Here is a 24,435-nt window from a genome sequence, read left to right on the forward strand (position 1 = left end):
CAATTGGAGACGTATTGTTGCAGCAAGCCAAATGAGATGTAAAATAGATAGATATTCACAAAATGTTCTTTTAAAGTGAACAATAGAATGAGAAACCTCAATTTTCATCACCTGTACTATTTCTGGACTGTTGCGAAAGAAGGACATTTGACCCGGTCAGCCCAAAAACTTAATGTCTCCCAATCCGCCCTCTCCTCCCAGATCAAACAGCTAGAAGAACAACTCGGCCATCACCTGTTCCATCGTCAAGGGCGCACATTATTGCTGACGGATGTCGGTCATCTGGTACTTGAATATGCGGAAGGTATTTTTAATCTCGGCAGTGAATTACTGTCGGTGATGGAAAGTGGTGAACACCATCGTGTCCAGCAGTTACGAATCGGGGCGGTCGCTACGTTATCACGAAACTTTCAGGAGAACTTTCTGCGTCCGGTGATTGGTCAGGACAACATCAAACTAGCGCTGTGTTCTTCCAATTTTGACGATCTGCTTGAGCAGCTTCGCGTGCATAAACTGGACTTAATTCTCTCCAATCGTCCGGTTGCCTCAGATTCAACAACCCCGTGGCGATGTAAGTTAATTGCCCAGCAGGGAGTCTGTCTTGTCGGTCCCAATACGCGTGAATTCGAGACATTGTGTTTTCCACAAGATTTAATCCGCACCAAATTATTGTTACCGGGGCCAGACAGTGAGATTCGGACCCAATTTGATTTATATTGTGAACAACATGACTTGTCGGTAACCCCCTATGCAGAGGTCGATGATATGGCAATGTTGCGGCTGTTAGCCCGCGATGCCGGTGCTATCGCTGTTCTCCCGGAGGTTGTCGTACAGGATGAAATTGTAGCCGGCACGCTGAAAAGTTATGCCAAATTAGAGTCTGTCGTCGAAAGCTTTTATGCCATTACTGCCAAACGGCATGTTGAATTACCGATCCTGAAAAAATTATTTAAAATTCTTTAAAGCGCTGTCGGTGATATTGAAATCCGTTAATAGACACAACGATATTAATCAGTGATTCAGCATCACGAGTTAAAAATAGTGATAACAATACAATCACAACATTCGGAGGCGTTGATTGTCGCCCTCAATAACTGTTCCTAAACGTAGATCACTGGCAGATAAAAATTGAAGGGAACTCGGTAGCGTCTCAGTTGAGCATCCACTTTGAAGGCCGATTGGATAAATGCCTGGACCGATGAAAGTTAGCCTGACACAGAATAATGAACAGTCTCACTATCGGATGAATAGAAATAGATATCGGGTCATACTGTCCCCCGATTATCCGTGATTAAGCAATTTAAGATCACAGTAACTGGCAAACCGAGAATAATCACCATTTACGCCAAAGACAAATCCAGTCACCACAGCATTTGAGAGTTCCAGTCGGAGCTCAAGTTGATTATCAATTTGCATCGTTATACTTCGAGTAACAATTTCTTGTGCCTTAAGTCCCATCATCTCAGGAATGTTTCTCCTGACATGTTTAAAGAGCTGATACTGTCTTAAACAAGAATAAAAATTCCCCAACCGGCCCGATTTCGGTATCCCTTCATATACACCAGAGATAAACTGATACGACGAATTTTTGTTAATTTTATGATCCAGTATCTGCTGAAATTCAAACAGCATCGTCTTATCAACCTTGCTCTCTTGCGTTAAGTCAAATACAAGCAGAGCCAAAAATGGAACCGCGATAATTAAGCCTAAGATGTTTTTTCGCTTCACTTCATTTTCCTACTTTCAATTCATAAAAAGGCATCTCAGAGATTGTTCCATTACTAAAATCATATGAAAATATCTGGAGAATATGAGGCCCTCTAATCATTCTGAATGATTGTTTGTTAAACCAACTGACTGATAATACCAATACCGAAGAACAATATATGTGTAGAAAAACAAAGAAAAATAAAAAAGTATTGAAGTATCTTGCCAAACGACACCTCTATCTCTCTTCCACAGCAAAAAAATACTCTTCTCCCTTAGTATATCCATTGCCTTTTAAGCAAGTTAGGTAAGTCATCGTTGCTGCTTGTAGATATCATCTCTCGCCACTATAGGAAACCTAATTTAAGGTCACTTGTGGTTGGTATTTGTTGGTATTTAGTCTGTGTTTTCAGCACACCAAAGCAAATATGAATCAGTTTTTTCATCGCCTTACCAAGTGCCTGTATTATACAGATGATGTTGGTTCGACATTCCACTTAACTGACTTTTTTAACGAAACCTTTCGCTGTCACCGTACATCGTTTTGTTAATTCAACTCTTTCTGCTTTGCTGTGAAAGCTAGAGTCTGAATACGAGAGTTTAGACCAAATCTTATAGCTATATACCACACCATCATTTATATTTAAGGTAATATAGTGTTCATCATTATTACCTGCTACCCTCACATCATAAATCATATCTGATGCGTGAGGAATCCATCCTTCTTTTTTATAAGATGACAGACAAATCAATCCATCCTTGCCTAATTTCCCGTGATATATTAATTCATCACCATGCACAATCTCTATCGTTGATGATGCACTGACATCCTTCAAGAATAGTGCATTATAATCAGGTTGATGAGAATCATGAAACAACCTGATTACAAAAATGCCAATTATGACTATGAATATAACTCTTAAGTAACGTTTGTATTTATTCATATTGATTATTGAATTCCATATTGAATAACTTCTATTTATATGCCACTCAACGAATGATGAACCCAATCTATCCATGATTGAGCAATTTAAGATCACAGTAACTGGCAAACCGAGAATAATCACCATTTACACCAAAGACAAATCCAGTCACCACAGCATTTGAGAGTTCCAGTCGTAACTTTACATTCCTATCAATAAGTATTGTGACATTTTTAATAACAATGTCTTTCGGCTCAAGTCCTTTAATTACATCAATATGCCCACCAACATGTTTCTTGAGCTGATACTGTCTTAAACAAGAATAAAACTTCCCCAGTCGACCCGATTTCGGTATCCCTTCATACCCACCAGAGACAAACTGATACGACGAGTTGCTGTTAATTTTATGATCCAGTATCTGCTGAAATTCAAACAGCATCGTCTTATCAACCTTGCTCTCTTGCGTTAAGTCAAATGCAAGCAGAGCCAAAAATGGAATCGCGACAATCAAGCCTAAGATGTTTTTTCGTTTCAATTTTATTTCCTATTTTTGAACTAAAAATAATTTTCACAACATCCCCTTTTAATATAAAATAACCTGCTGTAAAATGTAAATATTATTATTCTCAATTCAGGAATAAATTTATGACACTTCTCATTGCAATAGGAACAATATTAATTGTTACTAGCATTGTTTCATTGATTATCATTTTTATTCTAGGTATTTTTTTAGGTCCAATGTTAAAAAAACATGACCCAATGGCTCATAAAAGCCTATTCGTTTTTTTTATGCCTGTCTCTGGTTTTCTTTTATATGGTTATGCATACTCCAAATCAAAAATGAAAATCTTCCCGTTACGTCTAAAGAGGGTATTAACGGCTTTAAAGTATTTAATACCCTATCTGATGATATCGTTTGTCTTAGGCTGTATTTGCTTTCTCATTGCAAATGGAACAAGTTAAGTATTAAACAATTAATTATTTTCCAAAAACATAGTTGCATATACCTTTAATTCATTTATATCCAGCATCAACCCCATTTTACACCCCTAATTCCATACCAACTAGCTATCCGACATTATTTCTGGCTAATGATAGTTAGCCAGACTTGAAAAATAATACACAAATATTTTTCTACAACTAGCGAACTACAATTCTATTACTTATGATTTAGTAGCATAAAAATCACAGAAAACATTTGTGGTATCACACTTAAAAACAATAATAAAAATCCATTTTTTATGCACACAGTTCTTTTCTGAACAGCATTATATTGTGCTAGAAAAAGCTTCCCCTGCAAGTAATAGCGTTCTCTAACACAAACCCAATATACTATCAAACCCGCAATGATAGCCCATCCTATAACTGAAGTATAAGGCCCTAAGCAAGACTGAAAATTAAAGAGTAGAAATATGATGCTTCGGCCGCCATATAAAAAAGCAAACACAATTAAACTAACATACATGAATGCATGAGCGTGCCAATCCACACTAGGCTCTTGCTTAAGCTGATTACTACACAAATACCAATAAACGACTCTAAGCCTTAATAAAAAGTTAAAATTCATTTTTCACCAATTGTCATAAATAGACTGCCAGCCAGCTTTAGATGCCTCACTATCTTACCGAGCCGCAGAACAACCGTTGTACCGGCTATTTGCAAACCATTATACCCAAATGACCTCAAGATGCAGTTTCAACGAGAATCACTGGGCTCTGAGGCAAGGCAGAGATTTGAGTCATAGCCATTCTATAGCGAGAATCTCTAACACAGTCTCTGAGTTCAGTGAACTCGCCCTTCGGGAGTGCTTCCATCTTAAGTGTTAATGATATAGATACTTCGTCCTGACCATCGCCCTATTCGCGATACCATTTCCTTTGCTATCGACTTGAGCATAGTCGTGAGTTTCCGTGAGTTGATCACGTCCATCATAAACATAGTCGATACGACTGGTGGATGATTTATCTTGGGTGGCCCAGCCATAATATGAATCCCTATAGTACTGAATCCGCTTGATTACCTGACACGGGAAGCGGATGACAATCGAATTGATTTATAGGGTTATCAAGAGAAAAAATTTTTTGTTAAGCCAATTGAAGAAAAAATTTTCAGTTCATCCGTTTACTGTCACTCGCTGAAATGTATCTACATGAATGTTGAACGGTTTGATATAAGTACCAAGTCGCATACCATAAATATGATTCAATACTGATTATCTAACCGAATCGCATATGCAGGATAATCATGAACGATGCAACCATACTCCCCTTCTATTTAATGCAAAATGTGATTCAACACTATGCGTGGGGAAGTACACAATCCATCAACAACCTATTTGATATTCCCAACCCTGAACATTTGCCTCAGGCTGAAATCTGGATGGGCGCACATCCGGGTGGGTGCTCTCAGCTAATGACTGGTCATCAACATGATTCTCTTGCTGAGTTCATTCAGCGTCATCCTTCTTCATGCTTATCAGCCCAAACCCATCAGATGTATGGTGAGTTGCCATTTTTGTTTAAAGTGCTTGCGGCAGACAAAGCGCTGTCGATTCAGGTTCATCCATGTAAAGCCGATGCCGAAACAGGCTATGTCCGCGAAAATCAACTGCACATCCCACTCAATGCACCCGAGCGTAATTACAAAGATCCAAACCACAAACCCGAGCTGGTATATGCTTTAACGCCTTATCATGCATTGAATGGGTTCCGTCCGTTAGATGACATCATCCAGACGTTGACGAAAATGAATCTTCAACCGATTGAATCACTGGTCAATCAGCTTCGTGCGGACAAAACTGCCACCGGATTCCAGTTATTCTTTATCCGTTTATTGTCTCTATCCGGAGAACAGAAATCACTTGCAATTCAGGCGTTACTGGCTTATGCACAACAAGCGCAGCATGACGAGCCGCTTGCTCGATTGATCCTCGATTTGGCACAAGACTATCCCGAAGACATCGGGCTATTTTCTGCGACTCTGCTGCATTATGTGGTTTTACAACCGGGTGAAGCGATGTATCTGGATGCCAAAACCCCTCACGCTTATCTGAAAGGTACCGGTTTAGAAGTGATGGCTAGCTCAGATAATGTTCTCAGAGCGGGACTGACACCGAAACATATTGACGTTGAGGAATTGGCAAAATGTACATCATTCGCGCCGAAACCATCAGAGACACTGTTGATTGCACCAGAAGAAACTCAGGTTGCTTATCATTATCCAGTCCCGGTCAATGACTTTAAATTCTCAATTTATCCGGCGCCGGACGATGTCACCCTTACAATCACCAGTGCTGAAATCGTTTTTGCGATCGACGCTGATGTCCATCTGCAACATAAAAGTGGTCTGACGCTCACTTTACACAAGGGTCAGTCTGCATTTATTCCTGCCGCTGCCAATGTCTATCAGCTCCATTCATCCGGTCGAGTTGCGCGAGTGTATAACTAGGGGCTGTGGACCTTTCGTGGTTAAATCTTGTTCAATCTGAACGGGTATTGATCGCGGCACGGGGCATGCCGCTTAGCTAAAATTCGATGTCATTGTTCCGGTTCATTTCCAGAAAAAAGAACGAATTGATAATTAATTTGCTTATGCCAAACGATTGCGCGAGCTTTTTAGTGATTAATTCGCTAGAATGTGCGCCACAAAATTTAACATCTATTTCGTTCAATTAACTCTGTGAATTTGAGGAAGAAGGAAGCAATGAATAACGCTCGCCCTATTCGCCGTGCGCTTATCAGCGTATCAGACAAAACTGGTATTGTAGAGTTTGCCAAAGCATTGGCTGACCGTGGCGTTGACATTCTGTCAACCGGTGGCACTGCCCGCCTTTTAGCCGAACAAGGTATCTCTGTGACTGAAGTTTCCGACTACACCGGATTTCCTGAAATGATGGATGGTCGTGTCAAAACCCTTCACCCCAAAGTTCATGGCGGGGTTTTAGGGCGTCGAGGACAAGATGACGAGATCATGGCTCAACATGGTATCCAGCCAATCGATATGGTGGTGGTCAACCTGTATCCGTTTGCTGCCACGGTTGCCAAAGCAGACTGTTCACTGGCTGACGCAGTTGAAAATATTGATATCGGTGGCCCGACAATGGTGCGTTCCGCAGCGAAAAACCATAAAGATGTCAGCATTATCGTCAATGCCTCCGATTATCAACGCGTGCTCACAGAGATGGATACCAACAGTGGTTCACTCACGCTGGAAACGCGCTTTGATCTCGCAATTGCAGCTTTCGAGCATACCGCCGCTTACGACGGTATGATTGCCAACTACTTTGGCAAAATGGTTCCTTCTTATGGTGAAAACAAAGAAGGCGATGCCGATTCGAAGTTCCCGCGGACATTCAATATGCAGTTCGAGAAAAAACAAGACATGCGCTACGGTGAGAACAGTCACCAGTCTGCGGCTTTTTATGTGGAAAGCCATCCTGAAGAAGCATCTGTCGCGACCGCGCGCCAGATTCAGGGCAAAGCGCTCTCTTACAATAATATTGCAGATACAGACGCTGCTTTAGAGTGTGTAAAAGAATTTTCCGAGCCTGCTTGTGTCATCGTCAAACACGCTAACCCATGTGGTGTCGCTTTAGGCGATTCGATCCTCGAAGCTTATAACCGCGCTTATCAGACTGACCCAACCTCTGCTTTTGGCGGGATTATCGCATTCAACCGTGAACTGGATGCAGCCACGGCACAAGCAATTGTCGAACGTCAGTTTGTTGAAGTGATTATTGCCCCGACCGTAGCCGATGACGCGATTGAAGTCGTCGCCGCGAAGAAAAATGTCCGCTTGTTGGTTTGTGGTCAATGGCAAGATAAAACTACCGGTTATGATTTCAAACGCGTCAATGGTGGTCTGCTGGTCCAAGATCGAGATCAGGGCATGGTCAGTGTCGATGACCTGACGGTCGTTTCAAAACGCCAACCTTCTGAAGCTGAGCTGAAAGATGCTCTGTTCTGCTGGAAAGTCGCGAAGTACGTGAAATCAAATGCGATTGTCTACGCGAAAAGCGACATGACAATTGGTGTCGGAGCCGGTCAAATGAGCCGCGTTTACTCAGCCAAAATTGCAGGTATTAAAGCCGCGGACGAAAATCTGAAAGTCGAAGGGACCGTGATGGCTTCCGACGCATTTTTCCCATTCCGTGATGGTATCGATGCAGCGGCTGAAGCCGGTGTTACTTGTGTGATTCAACCGGGCGGCTCGATGCGTGATGATGAAGTCATTGCTGCCGCTGATGAACATGGCATGACCATGATTTTCACAGGGATGCGTCATTTCAGACACTAATCTGAGTAAGTGCCCGATATTAGGGCACTCAATCACATCTTCTCAACGTGCTGTCTCTGATGGAGACAAACAACTTGAATACAGGAATTCATTTTTATGAACGTACTTGTTATCGGTTCTGGTGGACGTGAACATGCACTCTCCTGGAAAATCGCGCAAAACTCACAAGTCGAAACAGTCTTTGTCGCTCCCGGTAATGCCGGAACGGCGCTGGAACACAAAGTCAAAAATGTCAGTATCGACGTTGAAGATATCGATGGTTTGGTCGCTTTCGCACAGCAAAATGCTATCGACTTAACGATTGTCGGTCCCGAAGCACCGCTAGTCATTGGTGTCGTTGATGCATTCCGTGCAGCCGACCTGCCGATTTTTGGCCCAACAAAAGGCGCAGCACAGCTCGAAGGCTCAAAAGCGTTTACCAAAGACTTTCTGGCGCGTCACCACATTCCGACGGCTGATTATGCCAACTTTACCGACATCGAGCCGGCACTGGCCTATGTTCGGCAAAAAGGGGCACCCATCGTGGTTAAAGCGGATGGTCTCGCCGCCGGAAAAGGCGTCATCGTTGCAATGACTCTGCAAGAAGCAGAAGATGCAATTCAAGATATGCTGGCTGGCAATGCATTTGGTCATGCAGGCAGCCGAGTTGTGATCGAAGAGTTTCTTGACGGTGAAGAAGCCAGTTTCATCGTGATGGTTGACGGTAAAAACGTCTTGCCAATGGCAACCAGTCAGGATCATAAACGTGTGGGCGACAAAGATACCGGGCCAAATACCGGTGGCATGGGAGCATACTCTCCGGCCCCAGTTGTCACCCAAGAGATCCATAACCGCATCATGGAGCAGGTGATTTATCCGACTGTAGAGGGAATGGCGGCAGAAGGCCACCCATACACTGGTTTTCTGTATGCCGGTCTGATGATCGACAGTCAGGGCAATCCGAAAGTCATTGAGTACAACTGTCGCTTTGGTGATCCAGAAACACAACCAATCATGATGCGCCTTCAGTCGGATTTAGTTGAACTGTGCCAAACTGCAATTGCTGGCAAGCTAGACCAAGCCGAATCCAAATGGGATCCACGTGCATCGATTGGAATTGTTTTAGCCGCCGGTGGCTACCCCGGTGATTACAACAAAGGGGATGTCATTTCAGGCTTACCGCAAGCAGATACGGAAGGTGAGAAAGTCTTCCATGCCGGTACCAGCGAAAAAGACGGCCACGTCGTGACCAGTGGCGGACGCGTCCTTTGCGCCACGGCCTTAGGCAACACGGTTTCCGAAGCTCAGCAACGCGCTTATGCATTGGCCAAGCAGATTCAATGGGATGGCGTTTTCTGCCGCAGTGACATCGGCTATCGCGCGATTGACCGAGAGCAGAAGATTGCCCGAGAGCAGAAATAGTCACGTTCGCATCGAGAATATCAATCTGGCTGCATCAGTCTCCCTATCCATAGCAGCGACCATCAATTGATTCATGCAGTATGACAACCACCGCCTCTAAGGCGGTGGTTTTGTTCAGGCATAAAAAAATCGGCCTGTTTAGCAGACCGATTGAGAACGTCATCTACCGATACACTAAACTGTGAACCGGTCCACCAGCGCTTTCAGTTCTTGCGTTTGCTTTTGTAAATCCCGACTGCCTTTACGGTTTTCATCCGTAACATCGGCCACTTGTAAACTTTGCTCGGAAATAATCACAACGCGTTCAGAAATATTTTGCCCCACCTGACTTTGTTCTTCCGTGGCGGTCGCAATCAATGTGTTCATATCCATAATCATGCTGACAGAATCGAGGATCTCTACCAATGCGTCACTTGCCTGATGTGCTTTTGCCACGGTCTCTTCACTTTGAGAACGACTATCCAGCATCGACTGAACCGCATCTTGAGTTGCCCCTTTCAATTGTTCAATGATGTGCTGAATATCTCCGGTACTTTGTTGAGTTCGGCTGGCAAGTTTCCTGACTTCATCAGCAACAACCGCAAATCCGCGTCCCTGCTCACCGGCCCGAGCGGCTTCAATTGCAGCATTCAGTGCCAGTAAGTTGGTCTGTTCGGCAATATCCTGAATCACATCCAATGAAGAAGAGATGTTGCTGACATTGCTTTCGAGCTTACCCATCAACATATTGGCAGATTCAATTTTCTTGGCTAAGACAGCAACAGAGTCAACCGCAGAACCAACTGTTGACATCGCCTCTTTTGCTTTCTCATCGGCAGACTGAGCAGCGACGGCAGCGCTCGAAGCATTCTGAGAAATATCATGTGCAGTCGCGGTCATTTCTGTCACCGCTGTCGCCACTTGTTCCGTTTCTTCTCGTTGTGTGTTCGATAACTGATCGACTTGATTAGAACGCTCCAGCATATGTCCGGTTTCATCACTAATCACATCACTGTTTGCTCTCAACTGGCGAATAATATTCTGCAGATTTTCGACAAAATTATTAAAATTTCGGCTCAGAGAGGCATATTCAGGAATATGATAAGCTTCCATGCGGGCAGTCAAATCAGCATCCCCAGTGGCAAACCGGGCAATCGATTGATCGAATCGTTGCAATGGCCCTAAGATGCCACGACTAAACAAGATCGTGAACACCGACACTAGGCACAACATGCCGGCTCCAATCGACATCATCCACACAAAACTTTGCTTCATTTCATGCTCGGACTTCGTTGCCATCTGCGATGTAATCGCTTCAATATCGTCAATATAAAAACCAATACCGATGATCATGTCCCACTGAGATTCATAGATTGAATAGCTGAGCTTTTCAGAAGCGACTTTCTCTCCGGGTTTCGGGAAAAAATAGCTCGAGAATCCACCACCATCCTTGCCCTGTTTAATTAAGTTCTGAATCAGAAAGTTACCTTTACTATCTTTCATATCCCAGAAATTTTTACCAATCCCCTTCCCGGTATCTCCCAGGAAAAGGCGGTTGCCTTTACTGTCATAACCAAAGACATAACCACTGTCACCAAAATGAATCTGGGAAAGTTTTTCAATCACCTCTTGTCGGTCAGCATTGTGCACTTTCAAATCGGTTAAAGAAGAATCAATAATATCAATATACGATTTCAATTCGGAGCGTTTTTGCTCAGAAAGGTGTTGGTGAATCAACTGTTGCTGGGTGTGATTCAAGTCAGACATTTGCGTATATGAGATAAAAATCATCCCAAAACTAATCAGTAACAAGGGGAGTATAGACAGTGCATAAACACGTGATTTGATGGTCAATTTGGACATAATGCTTTCCTCAGAGGTATCGCTGACAAAAGCCGATGACGTTGGGATATTATTTTATATTCAAATAATACTACACTATATTTATGCCATGTATGAATATTTCTTCACTAACACCGCCTTTCATGCATGGGGAAACAACGCGTAACAAAACACATCACCAGAATAGCAATGCATCTCTTTAGCAGGGAAAAACGCCAAGCGTGTAAAGCTTTCGTCATCTCAGAGAAACAACCATTAACCTTTCGGCTATTTTTCGCTAAGGTATAGCCCATAAATGACATTATCTGCGATGAATAACCACTGATGAAAACCAACCTGATTACCCGGGAAGGCTATAATCGCCTCAAACAAGAACTCGACTTTCTCTGGCAACAAGAACGCCCCGAAGTCACTAAAAAAGTGACTTGGGCAGCGAGCCTGGGTGATCGGAGTGAAAATGCGGATTATCAATACAACAAAAAGCGCCTGCGGGAAATTGACCGCCGCGTCCGTTACCTGCGTAAACGTATGGAACAAGTCAAGATCATTGATTACTCACCTCAGCAAGACGGAAAAGTCTTCTTCGGTGCGTGGGTCGAAATTGAAAATGACGAAGGTGAGACAAGATATTTTCGTATCGTCGGCCCGGATGAGATCTATGGAGATGCGAAAAACTACATTTCTATCGACTCACCCATGGCCCGCGCGCTGCTCAAAAAAGAACCCGATGATGAATTCACCGTTGAAACGCCTCAAGGGCCAAAAACGTGGTTCATTAACCGAATCGAATATAGACCAGACTAACGACATCGAGAGAGAAAAATACGGATGAGCCAAGCTATCTGTCATACGATTGCTTCAGAGTTGAATGTTCGCCCTGAACAAGTTATTGCCGCGGTAAACCTGATTGACGACGGCAGCACCGTTCCCTTTATTGCCCGTTACCGCAAAGAAGTTACGGGCGGGCTGGACGACACCCAATTACGGACGCTGGACTCACGGCTTTCCTATTTACGAGAGATGGATGGCCGTCGTCAGACGATTTTGAAATCGATTCAAGATCAGGGAAAACTGACAGCCGAACTGGAACAGGAGATTCTTCAGGCGGACAGTAAAACCCGCCTGGAAGATCTCTATCTGCCTTACAAACCCAAACGTCGCACCAAAGGACAGATTGCCATTGAAGCCGGATTGGCACCACTCGCTGATCAATTGTGGGAGCAACCGCAAACCGAGCCAGAACAGGCAGCACAAGCGTATCTCAATCCTGAGCTGGGGATTGCTGACACCAAAGCCGCTTTAGATGGTGCCCGTGCCATTATCATGGAGCGAATTGCTGAAGATGCCAACCTACTGGAAAAGCTGCGCCATTATCTGCTCAAACATGCCGTTCTTGTCTCGACAGTCATCGATGGAAAAGCGCAAGAAGGTGAAAAATTCAAAGATTACTTCGAGCACCAAGAGCCGATCAGTAAAGTCCCTTCTCACCGTGCACTGGCGATGTTACGTGGCCGTAACGAAGGTATTTTGTCACTGGCACTCAACGCTGATCCGGAACAAGACGTCGGCAGTCGGGGGTCTTATTGCGAAACGTTGATCGCACAACACTACGGACTTCATCTGAGTGATGCACCGGCTGATGCATGGCGTCAGCAGGTCATCAGTTGGGCGTGGCGAATTAAAGTCTCGATGCATATGGAGACCGAACTGATGTCCGCGATGAAAGAACGGGCAGAGATTGAAGCTATTGATGTCTTCGCCACCAATTTGAAAGATCTGCTGATGGCAGCGCCCGCCGGACCACGAGCCACACTAGGGCTGGACCCCGGCTTGCGTACCGGTTGTAAAGTCGCAGTCGTCGATGCCACGGGTAAGGTACTGGCAACCGCGGTTATTTACCCACACCAACCGCAAAAACAGTATGAAAAATCCATTGAGATCATTGGCGGGCTAGTGCGCAAATTCAATGTGGATTTGATCGCGATCGGCAACGGCACGGCTTCACGTGAGACCGATCTGTTTGCCGCAGATTTGATCAAACGGGGTAATCTGAAAACGCAAAAAATTGTTGTCAGTGAAGCAGGAGCATCGGTCTATTCAGCATCCGAGCTGGCGGCAAAAGAATTTCCGGATATGGATGTATCACTACGGGGGGCGGTTTCGATTGCCCGGCGTTTACAGGATCCACTGGCAGAGCTGGTTAAAATTGATCCGAAATCGATCGGTGTTGGTCAGTACCAGCATGATGTCAATCAGTCACTCCTTGCCAAACGTCTGGACGCTGTCGTAGAAGACTGTGTGAACGCAGTCGGTGTGGATGTGAATACCGCCTCTCCGGCACTACTTACCCGCGTTGCCGGACTCTCGACCACGCTGGCAGATAATATTGTGGCTTTCCGTAATGAACATGGCCGCTTTGAAAGCCGCACCACCTTGAAGAAAGTCCCTCGCCTCGGGCCAAAAGCTTTTGAGCAGAGTGCCGGCTTTTTAAGAGTCATGGACGGCAAAAACCCGCTGGATGCTTCGGCTGTCCACCCGGAAGCTTATCCGGTGGTTTCTGCGATCGCAAAAAACAATCAGCAAGATATGAAATCACTGATTGGTAATAGTGAATTTCTTAAAGGCCTGAATGCCAGAGATTACACTGACGATCACTTTGGCTTGCCAACGGTTACCGATATTATCAAAGAACTCGATAAGCCGGGGCGCGATCCTCGTCCTGAATTTAAAACGGCCACGTTTGCCGACGGTATCCACGAAATCTCAGATCTGGAACCCGGAATGATACTCGAAGGCGTGGTCTCCAATGTTGCCAATTTTGGTGCGTTTGTCGATATCGGTGTTCATCAAGACGGATTGGTTCATATTTCCGCGCTGACTGATCGCTTTGTGTCGGATCCGCGAGAAGTGGTCAAAGCCGGTGATATTGTCAAAGTCAAAGTCATGGAAGTTGATGCAGCAAGGAAGAGAATCGGCCTCTCAATGCGCTTGTCTGATGAACCGGGTCAAGCCAATCGTCCCACAGCACGTAACCAGACATCACGTCCGGCTCAAAAGAAACCGCAACGAGATGCTGCTGCCACAAATAATGCTATGGGTGGTGCATTTGCCGCGGCCTTTGCGAAAGCGAAAAAATAATTCATGTGTTCCCCAACGGCAATGCGAGTTGACAGACGCTCGACTTAATCCAGCCATAAAAAAAACCCTCACTTCAGCTGAAGTGAGGGAATTCCATAGCTGCAATATGCTTTCCTCGGTAACGATGAGGTTTACAATATTGCGATGACCTCCGAAGGTGTATTTGGTGCGATGGCATGCCCATAATGATATTTTATGACCGTCCGCCTGCGCGCCATTTTTCCTTCGGTTATCGCTGCATCAATGATGTGTTTTGGTAACCGGAACCGTATTGTATAACCTTTGCCCTGATCCTGACTGTAGGTCGATAAGGCTAACAATTTGAAAAGTCGCTCAAGTTCGCTTGGTGTTTCTTCCTCATAGGAAGAAACAATTTCCTGTTCCTGCTCAGAATCAATCTCATACTGAGGATGATCTGCTGCATCCCAAGACGCTCGCTTACGCTGCTTATCATCGGATTTCAACCGCCGCTCTGCGTTGGTTTTTTCCAGTTGTACGGTTGGTACGACAGGCGCTCTGACACGATTATCATGCTCTGCCTGTTCCGTCGGCACATTCACCGATGGGGCGATAAGTGGCACACTGATATTATTTGGTGACACAATCATTGCCGAAACCTCCTTCAGCATCGCCCAGCCCATTCAATGTTCAAACACTGATGAGTTAGAACCTATATCGACCCAACCGTTCAAATATTTAACAAAAAAAGCTGATATTTTAAACAATACGACAAAAAAATGACAATCGTCAAACATCAGCTACTGTGCAAACCCGTGGATTTGCTGACAAAACAGTTCAGTTTCAGTCATAAATGGCGCATGAGATGACTGCGTAAAAATATAACAATGGCTATCCGGTGCCATCTTGTCCAATTGCGCAGCAATCTTTACGGGCACTAAACCATCAAGCCGACCATAAAGGCGCAACATTGGAACCGAAATCTGAGCGATATGCTCACGGAAATCAACATTCGCGAGCATGTTTAATCCCGCCATCAAAGCTTGCGGCTGTGGTGCCGGACGAGAGAACACCATTTGTTTTAATTGTTTCACATCTTGTCGGGCTGTCGGACTACCCATTGCTTGAAGTGCCATAAAACGCTCAATGGTCAGTTGAAAATCATCGACCAGTTGCGCCGTAAACGCAGACAAAACCTGCGGCTGAATCCCCTTCCACCCTTTTTCGGCAGCAAACTTAGGAGAGCTGGCTACCGTGATCAACTGACTGACATAATCAGCATGATGCAACGCCATATGCGTCGCGACCAATCCTCCGAGTGACCAACCGACCCAAACGGCATTTTTCGGTGCTTGCTGAATCAAGAGTTGAGCGATCTCTTCCAAAGTCTCCGCATGCATGTCAGCACTGTGCCCATATCCGGGTAAATCAACAACATGCACCCGGAAGCTCTGTTTAAGTATTTCAACGGTATTATGCCAAACGCCCCCATTCATCCCCCAACCATGAACCAATACGAGATCTTTTCCGCGACCTTCAACTTGCCAATACAAAGATGCCACCATGTTCACGTTATCTCCTACAAAACTCATACTTTCGCCGCCTTGATCACCAATACAATATAACGCCTTCCTTGATGACCGGAGAAGCACCACATGTTATTGCAACGCATCCAACACTCTTTCCGTCAGTGTATCCCCCGATTATGTGCACTCTGTGAGCTGCCGTTAGCTAATCAGGAATACCACTGGTGTACCAGTTGCCTGACCTATTTTCAATCAACACCCCGTTGTACACGATGTGGCTTATCGATGCCATTCCCAACCGGCCGATGCGGAACTTGCCTTCAGTCACCGCCATTGTGGAACGCCCTCTATTGCCTTGGTGATTATGCCTATCCGCTGGCACCCATGATTCACCAAATCAAATACGGACGTCAGTTCTGGCACATACCGCCTCTTGCCGCACTTTTGGCGCAGCACATCCCTTCCCCTGCACCACTGTTACTTCCGGTTCCCCTACACTGGCGACGTTATCTTTACCGCGGGTTCAATCAGAGTGATTTACTGGCACACCATCTCAGTCAGGCGCTGGCAGTCTCCTATCAAACCAGACTGCTGCAACGGATCCGTTCAACACCACCACAAGAAGGTCTGCATAAAAATGAAAGGGAACAAAATCTGAGAAAAGCGTTTATGTTACGCAGCCGCCCCCCGACCAATCATGTTGCGATCGTTGATGATGTCGTAACAACAGGCAGTACCATCAATCAATTATGCCAATTATTGCTTGAAGTTGGCGTCGAATACATTGATATTTATTGCTTATGCAGAACTCCTGAATATCACAACCAATAATTACCGTAAAAAGGATTGGATCTCTGATTTCTCAGGAGTAAAATGGTGAATTAATAGCCTACAAAATTACTCAGGTATTCGTCGTGTCAAATTCTATTACTATTACTGAATCCGCTCAGGAACATTTCGCAAAACTTCTCGATCAACAGCCGGAAGGGACTAACATTCGGGTCTTTGTTGTCAATCCCGGCACTCAGAACGCTGAGTGTGGCGTCTCTTACTGTCCACCTGAAGCAGTAGAAAGTGCTGATACTAAAATCCCGTTTCAAGCGTTCTCTGCTTATGTTGATGAGTTGAGCCTTCCCTTTCTCGAAGACGCTGTCATCGACTATGTAACTGATAAAATGGGCGCACAGCTTACACTCAAAGCACCCAACGCAAAAATGCGTAAAGTTGCGGATGATGCGCCGCTGCTCGAACGTGTCGAGTATGCCATCCAGACGCAAGTCAACCCTCAGTTAGCTAGTCATGGCGGCCATATTCAACTGCTGGAAATTACAGATGACGGTGTTGCCATTATCCAGTTTGGTGGTGGGTGTAATGGTTGCTCGATGGTCGATGTCACACTGAAAGACGGCATCGAAAAAGAGCTGCTCGAGCAATTTTCCGGGGAGCTAAATGCGGTCAAAGACCTGACAGAGCATGACCGCGGAGAGCACTCATACTACTAAATGAGTCACCCCAAGTCTGCCAACAGAAGTCGATGTTCCTGCATCGACTTTCTATTATGTGACTCTTGTTGGTAAAACTATTGTGAATATCGTTAGACAAGTGTTTTCATCCCCATCAGTTTTTTCATATAGTTAAGCTATAGATATCACGGAGGAGTTCAGCATGACGTCTAAACAAAACCCAGAGATCCTGAATATCACGACGGTTGCCCGATCACGTCTTTTTACAGTGGAAGCTCTGGATTTGCGTTTTTCCAACGGCGAACAGCGCACGTATGAACGGATGCGCCCGAGTGGACGCCATGCAGTGATGATGGTTCCTGTGACGGCTCAGGGAGATATTCTGCTGGTTCGTGAATTTGCAGCAGGCACACAGCGCTACGAGTTGGGATTTCCGAAAGGACTGATTGACCCAGGAGAAAGTCCTGAAGAAGCTGCTGTACGCGAGCTCAAAGAAGAAGTGGGATTTGGTGCAAAGCAACTCACTCATCTCAAAGATCTGATTCTTGCCCCCTCTTATTTTTCAGGACAAATGTCTCTGTTTATCGCTCAGGATTTATACCCGGAGCAACTTGTTGGCGATGAGCCAGAACCCCTTGAAATCATTCGTTGGCCGTTAAATCAGGCAGAAGAACTGTTAACTCATCTTGATTTTGGTGAAGCCCGTAGTGTGGCAGCGCTTCTTCTCACCTTAAATTATATGAAGCAGCACCCGCTGCTACCAGAGGTGAATACATTATGAAACAGGATCACTCACACCTGTTACCCCAACTGATTGGCATTGCCCGTTCAGCCGGACAACTGATTTTGGACTATTACCAGACCAAATCCTACGAAGCATTCACCAAATCAGACCAAACCCCAGTCACGAGCGCTGATTTGGCAGCCCATAAACTCATTACCGAGAAACTCACCGCGCTGACGCCCGATATTCCTGTCCTATCAGAAGAAGATGCGGACATCAGTCTGGAAAAACGTTCAGAATGGTCTCGCTACTGGTTGGTCGATCCCCTTGATGGTACGCAGGAGTTCATCGCACGCAGTGGAGACTTTGCGACAATTATCGCCCTGGTAGAAGATAATCAGCCTGTGATCGGGGTAGTTTACGGCCCGGTATCAGGGGTTACCTACTATGCCTGTCATGGGAAAGGTGCTTGGAAGATCCCTGATTTATCGGACAGCTTACGAATTCATACCCACCAGCATGAATTTCCCAGTCAGTCGATTTCGATTGCGATCAGTCGCCGCCAAAATATCAACCGGATCACCGATCGGCTAAGTACGGAATGGAATTATGATTTAGTACCACTCGGCTCTGCAGCATTGAAAGCTTGCCTGGTTGCCGAGGGTGCCGTTGACTGTTATTTGCGGCTGGGGCCAACCGGAGAATGGGATACTGCTGCAACGCAATGTATTGTGGAAGAAGCTGGCGGCAAACTCCTCAGTACGAAACTTTCACCGCTCTCTTATAATCTCAGAGAAACATTGGAAAACCCGAATTTCATCGTTATCGGAGATCCAACACTGCCTTGGCAAGAAATTCTCTCCCATAAAGGCTAACGCGCCTAACATCATCGGTTAGGCGCGCTATCTGTCAATACATTTACTGATGTATGTGCAACGATCAGTTGGGGAGAGTCAGTGTACCGTTCGACTGAAATGAGTACCGTCCCTGAGCATCGGTCGATGCATAGGTCTGTATCCACTGGTTAAACATTTTAGGTAAACGTTCACCCGGTTTTACCCAACCTTGAAATTGATACTGATCCTGTGGTGTCAACACCATCGAATACTCACTTTGTAATGCATCCGATACCTGCTGGCCTTTCAGGCTAATCTGCCCATTTTCACAAGTGAGTCGGGCGGAAACCTTTTCTAATGGAACGGATTGAGAGAGCATTGAAATTTGTGCATTGGTCCAAGTAATTTCTCCTTCACCCTCGGCACAAAACGGAGGCTGGTATCGATAATTATCAATAACAAGTTTAAATGCGCCATCAGCACTCACCGGAAGTGGTAAATGCATATTTTCAGCAACAAACCGAGCCGGTGCCGTCAGTGACAAATTTCGCACATAAACACCAGAAAAATCGACGCCGACCTCACCCGTTCCCCGAAGCGCGACCTCATGACGCTTGCCTAAAGCGATACCGGCGGCAAGCTGTCCCTTAAATAGAGAAAAAGGACGCAAATTCCAAACCAGTGAGCCCAAATCATAGTTCATCCATTTAGCCGACTGAACTTCACCATGCCATATCGTTCCGCCAACCCCGCTCAACAATAGCTCTCGGGGCTGAGGAATAAATTTCAAAGCCATATTTGCAGGTAAGTGGACTAGCACACTGACCACAAACACAAAAAATAAACCAACGACGTACATAATTTTTTTCTTCACTTTATTTAACCTCGAATTAATTCCAGGCGTTTTATATCAATCATGCCATTTTTTTCAGCCCTATCGATATCCATCATCATCACCTGAATACCATATTGCTGCCGCAAAAAAGCCAACCAGTCGATAAACTGATTAAACGCGACTGGTTCCACCCAAATTTGTAAGCCTTCACCTTTGGGTTGCATTCGAATTAACCGAACACCAAATTTACCAGTAGAACCTGCAACCGCTTGGTTCATCGGCTCATTTGAAACGGGACCATCCCCATGCTGTCTAAGCTGAGTTAACGTATCGGCTTTTTCTATGACCCATGCATACAGATTCTTCTCTGCGGTCAATTTATTTTGCGTCAGAACACGCTGTTCCTGCATGGGACGAACAATCCCACCATAAAGCAGAGCCAAAACACTAAAACCGACAGTCACCAGAAGCAATCGTTGCTCTCTGGAGGACAACGTCTTCCACCAAGTATAACCACGACTCATCCATTGATTCATATCGTTCACCTACTGATTCTTTAAGACGAAAGACCCTGAGACCTGATTATTATCTCGGTTGAGAGGTCCTTGCTGTACATCAAACTTCTGAGACAATTTCTTACGCGTTGCTTCAAATGCCTGAAAATCAGCACCTCGCACATCAATCCGAATATCACCCCGTGCCCTATCATAGTGAATACGCTGCAATTGTACGCCGGACGTACTGCCAATCGTCTCCGCCAACGATGTGAATAATGACAATGCAGAATCTTGCCCTTCACCACCAGACAACTTCTGAATTGCACTGGTAAACTGACCTTTCAGATAACTGACTGTCGGGATTTTGTGCCGCTCTGGAAATATCGTTCTGAAAATATGTTCACTTTCGGTTCTCAGGGCTGTAGCTTCTTGAGACATTCGACGAATATCAACCGCATGATGAATCAACAATAAGGTAACCAAAGCAGCCAGAGCGATGAGACTCCCTCGCCAGACTTGCCAGTATTTCATCACCGAAGAAGACTTCTTAAATGGACCGGTCAATAACGAGATCGGGCTACTTAATGCGCCGCGGTACAGTAATAGGTCGATAGAATCAACCAGCTTTTCGGTCCAGACTTGTGAACTCGAATCATTCAATTCCGGTGCCTGACTGTAAGATATAATCTCAAGTGCCGGGCTTTGTTCGTCATCTTCATGCATCTGGCTCAGGATAGGCAACCACGAGTGTTCAATACAAACACCACTGAATGGTCCCTGACGAATGAGCCATTCATGGCCCAATTGAACCGCCGTCGCATGCTCTTCTTCTGTCGGTAATGCCAGCACATCCGGCAAAACATTGTCGACTTGGAGTCCACAGGCTTCAAACTGCTCCAGAATACAACTCAGCCAATTCCGATCAACCGCGACGGTGTAAACTTGGTCTTCTTGCTTCGCCAATACGGAAAAATGTAATCCATCCACATCCTGTGCAAGTTCATCTTCCACTAAGTACGGCAGCATTTTTTCATACTGACGAGCACCACCAGCCGGCAATGAAACCGTCTTCATCACCACATCAGCACCAGAGAGTAAGACGATCACAGGTCGCCCCTCAGCATGAGGCACTAACTCATCTATATTGGTCCAGGATGCTATCTCTCCTGATTTTTCAATCGTTGTCGCATGCTCAGCACCGATCCACCAATGCCCTTGAGCTTGGGGTTGCTTACTCAGCCGGACGAGCAGATATTCGCTCACGCTCTCCTCCATAGCGACGGCGAATGACCGTCACAGTTTTTCTATCTTTACTAAACATTAGACTCCGAACCCTCACCCGGGCATCATCGACCATGACCTGAGCATCCAATTCAAAATAATTGCTGTCAATCCCAAGAAAGCCGGTAGCGTCTGATTTGATGGTCTCATCAATCCCACTCAACTCACCTTGTGCCCAAAAATCATCAAGACTATCCCAACCGGAGTAAGGCCGGTCCTCAATCAACTGCACCGCTGCAGACGAACTGAGATAGGGATAGAACATCGCAGCTAAAATATTGGCCTGCTTGACTGAAACAGTATTGATGTTTAAGCGCCATTCTTTAGTCGGCAGAGCACATAAACTCGGCATACTTTTCATCATGATCTCACCACTGACACCCTGTACCGCTCGAATCTCTGTGGCATCGGCCAATAAGCTATCGGGCGCATCATAAGCGGGTGACATCGACTCGTAGAAACTGTCTTCGACCCCACTGACCGAATTGATGGAACGATTAGAATCAATAAATTCCCAAATCGAATTGGCAGCAACTTCTGCCTGATAATTATCAATGTCTTCTGCTTCAAACAGGTGCTGTAATACCTGTACCAAATAAGGTGTCCCGGTGTCTGCCGGATTCCAGTTAATTCCCGCCAATGCATTGATATTCATGCAAGACTGCATGTCTTGAATATTCCCTTCCACCGTGCCGTAATCCAGTGGGTATTGTTTATCTTTTACCGCCCAAGGCTGACTCAGATTGACAGCCTCATCGTTATCTTCATAACTCTGTTTTATGGCCGATTTAGCCAGCGCTTCAACGCCGAGGCTATACCAATATGCCTGTTGATATCTGAGTTGGTTTCCTGATCGGTGATACTGGGTAAACAAACGCTCTGACATTGTCGCTGCGATGGAAACCATCATTGCCAATATCAGCAGCACCAGAATCAGGGCAACGCCACGCTGTCTTTGCAACGATCTACTTGGATACATTGGATACACTCAACTCACTGCCAGAAATCAGATAAATCCGTTCAATCTCTCCATAATCTTTCAAGGTGAGCTTCACACTAATAGCTTCTGGCAGAACGCCTTTATCTTCCCATCGGTCAACCCATTGATGATGAAAATATAGACGAAAAGCGATTGACTCAACTTGTGTCAATAATGGCCGAACGATGCCATTATCACCGGCAACCGTATCTGGATAACGCCACCATACTCTTTCCAGACGCTCTCCCGTTAAACGGTATCCGACTTTAATGATATCCCCTCGGGGAAACTGCATTTGCGGGTTGATCCAACCGTGTCGTGTAAAAAGAATGCCGACACTATCTGACGATAATAACCCGTCCTGCATCCATAACAGCTGAGAGCCGGGCTCTTCTCCCTGATTACGAAACTGACGGGATGCCATCTGGCGAAAATCACTATCCATAATCGCTAACGCCTTCTGAATTTCACCCAGCCGTTTTTCACTCTCCTGACTGACGACGTTACTGCGCTGAACTTGGTTCAGGACCTGATACGCAGCAATCGTCAGACTCGCCAAAATCGCCAGCGCAACCAACACCTCAATGAGCGTGAATCCGCGACTATGACGTTTCATTTGCAACATAACTTCTCACGATCACCACTGACGGACCCGATTTACTTTGGGAAACGCTCACATCAAAAGCTTTCAACACATCATTACTTGTTTCAACCAAAGACACTTTCCAATACCAAGTCGTTCCAGCCATGTCTTCCGTTCCTTCTTGGTTCGACAAAGTCTCCGGCGCGAGCATGATTCGAGCCATTTGATTATCAACCACCATCGCAGCAAACATCTTCTCTTCGAGTGTGTGCACTGTATTGACATGTTGGCTGACCGCCTTAATTACACTGATCGACGCCGTTGCAAATATAGCTAATGCAATCAGCACCTCCAGTAGTGTCATTCCCTTAATTTGCTTCATCGTCTTGATCCGAGGGCGTCCGAATATGCAGAATACCGTCTTCAGCGGTTTCCACTAACCACAATGAATCGGGTGTAGAGTCCGCCCAAAATTGGATAGAAAATGGTGTGACATCACCACTAGAGAGAATAAATACCTGCGGTGTTGGGATGGGCTTCTCATCGTCGTTTTGGTCAGGAAAGTCCATGTCTTCAAACAAAGATTCCTGACTGAACAAACGCTCCGGATTATTCCAGACCCCGCCACCGAGTTCAAAACGGAAAGTGGTTCCCTCTTCAGCCGTCAGATCGCCTTTGATGGATGACAAAGATTCCAGGTCTTTCCAGCCCTCATCCGATAGCCTCAAAAAACGAAACTCATGCTTTTTTTCATCGACATAAAGACCATAGGTCCGCCCACTAAAAATCGCATCTTCACTCAAAAGCTGTAAACGCTGATAAAGCCGTTCAGCCGTTTGTTGCACCTCATCCTGAGACCTGTCGGGCAGAGACATCACAACGACCATACTGCCCAGCGAAATCACCACCAGAACCAACATAATTTCCAGCAGTGTAAAACCACGGTGGTATTTCATGAGCAGTATTCATCCATTCCACAATTACTGGAAGTCAAGCAAGTTCCAGTTACCGATGTCGCTATTATTCCCTTCACCGCCTTCCTGACCATCAGCACCATAACTAAAGACATCAATTTTACCTTTATCGCCAGGGCTCAGATATTGATAATCATTGCCCCAAGGGTCCTGTGGCAACCGCTTGATGTAACCGCCTTCGCGATAGTTACGAGGTTCAGGATTGGATGGTTTGGTGACCAATGCTTCCAAGCCTTGATCTGTGGTCGGATAAGCATTGTTATCTAATCGGTACATATCCAATGCATTTTCCAGAGAGACAATATCGGCAATCGCTTTTTTCTGATCCGCTTTTTCTTTGTTTCCCAATAGGTTCGGGACAACAAAGCTCGCCAAAAGCCCAAGGATAACAATCACGACCATCACTTCTAACAGCGTAAAACCACCTTGTTTGCTTACTTGATTTTTTATTTTCATTCCTACTCCAACATTCACGTTTCCTAACCAATGAACAG

24 protein-coding genes are annotated in these 24,435 nt (G+C 45.3%); 10 read left to right on the plus strand and 14 right to left on the minus strand.

Going from position 1 to position 24,435, the window contains the following annotated elements:
- Nucleotides 1-87: 87 nt before the first annotated feature.
- Nucleotides 88-963 carry a LysR family transcriptional regulator gene (locus BSQ33_RS07440; protein WP_021021677.1) on the plus strand — a complete coding sequence of 292 codons (876 nt, stop codon included), beginning with the start codon at nt 88-90 and terminating at the stop codon, nt 961-963.
- A gap of 318 nt (nt 964-1,281) precedes the next feature.
- Here BSQ33_RS07440 and BSQ33_RS07445 read toward each other — a convergent pair whose 3' ends face one another.
- The 3 genes from BSQ33_RS07445 to BSQ33_RS07455 all read right to left on the minus strand — a co-directional run bounded on the left by BSQ33_RS07445 (nt 1,282) and on the right by BSQ33_RS07455 (nt 3,165).
- Nucleotides 1,282-1,728, minus strand: coding sequence for a hypothetical protein (locus BSQ33_RS07445; RefSeq protein WP_021021678.1), 447 nt, complete (start codon nt 1,726-1,728; stop codon nt 1,282-1,284).
- A 476-nt stretch (nt 1,729-2,204) separates the two neighbouring features.
- Nucleotides 2,205-2,651 (minus strand): hypothetical protein, encoded by a 447-nt coding sequence (locus tag BSQ33_RS07450; protein ID WP_088133758.1) that lies wholly within the window; start codon nt 2,649-2,651, stop codon nt 2,205-2,207.
- A 67-nt stretch (nt 2,652-2,718) separates the two neighbouring features.
- Nucleotides 2,719-3,165 carry a hypothetical protein gene (locus BSQ33_RS07455; protein ID WP_088133759.1) on the minus strand — a complete coding sequence of 149 codons (447 nt, stop codon included), beginning with the start codon at nt 3,163-3,165 and terminating at the stop codon, nt 2,719-2,721.
- A 1,709-nt stretch (nt 3,166-4,874) separates the two neighbouring features.
- Here BSQ33_RS07455 and manA point away from each other — a divergent pair.
- The 3 genes from manA to purD all read left to right on the plus strand — a co-directional run bounded on the left by manA (nt 4,875) and on the right by purD (nt 9,326).
- Nucleotides 4,875-6,077, plus strand: coding sequence for a mannose-6-phosphate isomerase, class I (manA, locus tag BSQ33_RS07470; protein WP_088133762.1), 1,203 nt, complete (start codon nt 4,875-4,877; stop codon nt 6,075-6,077).
- 255 nt (nt 6,078-6,332) lie between these two features.
- Nucleotides 6,333-7,925 carry a bifunctional phosphoribosylaminoimidazolecarboxamide formyltransferase/IMP cyclohydrolase gene (gene purH, locus BSQ33_RS07475; protein ID WP_088133763.1) on the plus strand — a complete coding sequence of 531 codons (1,593 nt, stop codon included), beginning with the start codon at nt 6,333-6,335 and terminating at the stop codon, nt 7,923-7,925.
- Between the two features lie 96 nt (nt 7,926-8,021).
- On the plus strand, nt 8,022-9,326 hold the full coding sequence (gene purD, locus BSQ33_RS07480; protein WP_088133764.1) for a phosphoribosylamine--glycine ligase: 1,305 nt from the start codon (nt 8,022-8,024) through the stop codon (nt 9,324-9,326).
- Between the two features lie 174 nt (nt 9,327-9,500).
- On the opposite strand, the gene BSQ33_RS07485 is transcribed toward purD, so the two are convergent.
- Nucleotides 9,501-11,168: a methyl-accepting chemotaxis protein gene (locus BSQ33_RS07485; RefSeq protein ID WP_021021686.1), complete on the minus strand. Its 1,668-nt coding sequence runs from the start codon at nt 11,166-11,168 to the stop codon at nt 9,501-9,503.
- A gap of 303 nt (nt 11,169-11,471) precedes the next feature.
- Between BSQ33_RS07485 and greB the strand changes: the two genes are divergently transcribed.
- Nucleotides 11,472-11,951 carry a transcription elongation factor GreB gene (greB, locus tag BSQ33_RS07490; protein ID WP_021021687.1) on the plus strand — a complete coding sequence of 160 codons (480 nt, stop codon included), beginning with the start codon at nt 11,472-11,474 and terminating at the stop codon, nt 11,949-11,951.
- 24 nt (nt 11,952-11,975) lie between these two features.
- A complete protein-coding gene (locus BSQ33_RS07495; protein ID WP_088133765.1) occupies nt 11,976-14,285 on the plus strand; it encodes a Tex family protein in 2,310 nt (769 codons plus the stop codon).
- 131 nt (nt 14,286-14,416) lie between these two features.
- Here the strand turns inward: BSQ33_RS07495 and BSQ33_RS07500 are convergent, their stop codons facing one another.
- Nucleotides 14,417-14,893 (minus strand): hypothetical protein, encoded by a 477-nt coding sequence (locus tag BSQ33_RS07500; protein WP_027694391.1) that lies wholly within the window; start codon nt 14,891-14,893, stop codon nt 14,417-14,419.
- Between the two features lie 150 nt (nt 14,894-15,043).
- Nucleotides 15,044-15,808, minus strand: a complete 765-nt coding sequence (gene bioH / locus BSQ33_RS07505; protein WP_198298182.1) for a pimeloyl-ACP methyl ester esterase BioH — start codon at nt 15,806-15,808, stop codon at nt 15,044-15,046.
- Between the two features lie 90 nt (nt 15,809-15,898).
- Between bioH and BSQ33_RS07510 the strand changes: the two genes are divergently transcribed.
- From BSQ33_RS07510 to cysQ, 4 genes are all read left to right on the plus strand, one after another.
- Nucleotides 15,899-16,600, plus strand: a complete 702-nt coding sequence (locus BSQ33_RS07510) for a phosphoribosyltransferase family protein (RefSeq protein ID WP_088133766.1) — start codon at nt 15,899-15,901, stop codon at nt 16,598-16,600.
- Between the two features lie 83 nt (nt 16,601-16,683).
- Complete coding sequence (gene nfuA / locus BSQ33_RS07515; protein ID WP_021021692.1) at nt 16,684-17,271, plus strand: Fe-S biogenesis protein NfuA; 588 nt, start codon at nt 16,684-16,686, stop codon at nt 17,269-17,271.
- A gap of 163 nt (nt 17,272-17,434) precedes the next feature.
- A complete protein-coding gene (nudE, locus tag BSQ33_RS07520) occupies nt 17,435-18,013 on the plus strand; it encodes an ADP compounds hydrolase NudE (protein WP_021021693.1) in 579 nt (192 codons plus the stop codon).
- Nucleotides 18,010-18,831, plus strand: a complete 822-nt coding sequence (gene cysQ / locus BSQ33_RS07525; protein ID WP_021021694.1) for a 3'(2'),5'-bisphosphate nucleotidase CysQ — start codon at nt 18,010-18,012, stop codon at nt 18,829-18,831. Before nudE ends, cysQ begins: the two co-directional genes overlap by 4 nt.
- 64 nt (nt 18,832-18,895) lie before the next feature.
- Here the strand turns inward: cysQ and BSQ33_RS07530 are convergent, their stop codons facing one another.
- The 8 genes from BSQ33_RS07530 to gspG are packed head-to-tail and all read right to left on the minus strand — an operon-like array spanning nt 18,896 to nt 24,397.
- Nucleotides 18,896-19,651, minus strand: coding sequence for a type II secretion system protein N (locus BSQ33_RS07530; RefSeq protein WP_021021695.1), 756 nt, complete (start codon nt 19,649-19,651; stop codon nt 18,896-18,898).
- 20 nt (nt 19,652-19,671) lie between these two features.
- Entirely contained in the window at nt 19,672-20,163 is a 492-nt protein-coding gene (gspM, locus tag BSQ33_RS07535) for a type II secretion system protein GspM (protein ID WP_027694394.1), read from the minus strand.
- A 9-nt stretch (nt 20,164-20,172) separates the two neighbouring features.
- Complete coding sequence (gspL, locus tag BSQ33_RS07540; protein ID WP_157721361.1) at nt 20,173-21,387, minus strand: type II secretion system protein GspL; 1,215 nt, start codon at nt 21,385-21,387, stop codon at nt 20,173-20,175.
- Nucleotides 21,356-22,384, minus strand: coding sequence for a type II secretion system minor pseudopilin GspK (gspK, locus tag BSQ33_RS07545; RefSeq protein ID WP_088133768.1), 1,029 nt, complete (start codon nt 22,382-22,384; stop codon nt 21,356-21,358). The genes gspL and gspK overlap by 32 nt, the downstream gene beginning before the upstream one ends.
- Nucleotides 22,371-23,009, minus strand: a complete 639-nt coding sequence (gene gspJ / locus BSQ33_RS07550) for a type II secretion system minor pseudopilin GspJ (RefSeq protein ID WP_088133769.1) — start codon at nt 23,007-23,009, stop codon at nt 22,371-22,373. The genes gspK and gspJ overlap by 14 nt, the downstream gene beginning before the upstream one ends.
- Nucleotides 22,987-23,349 (minus strand): type II secretion system minor pseudopilin GspI, encoded by a 363-nt coding sequence (gspI, locus tag BSQ33_RS07555; RefSeq protein WP_021021700.1) that lies wholly within the window; start codon nt 23,347-23,349, stop codon nt 22,987-22,989. The genes gspJ and gspI overlap by 23 nt, the downstream gene beginning before the upstream one ends.
- Nucleotides 23,336-23,923: a type II secretion system minor pseudopilin GspH gene (gspH, locus tag BSQ33_RS07560; RefSeq protein WP_021021701.1), complete on the minus strand. Its 588-nt coding sequence runs from the start codon at nt 23,921-23,923 to the stop codon at nt 23,336-23,338. Before gspH ends, gspI begins: the two co-directional genes overlap by 14 nt.
- A gap of 24 nt (nt 23,924-23,947) precedes the next feature.
- The gene (gene gspG, locus BSQ33_RS07565; protein WP_021021702.1) at nt 23,948-24,397 is read right to left on the minus strand and encodes a type II secretion system major pseudopilin GspG; all 450 of its coding nucleotides are present in this window, start codon (nt 24,395-24,397) and stop codon (nt 23,948-23,950) included.
- Nucleotides 24,398-24,435: the final 38 nt, after the last annotated feature.

This window comes from Vibrio gazogenes (genome assembly GCF_002196515.1).
Lineage (GTDB): Bacteria > Pseudomonadota > Gammaproteobacteria > Enterobacterales > Vibrionaceae > Vibrio > Vibrio gazogenes_A.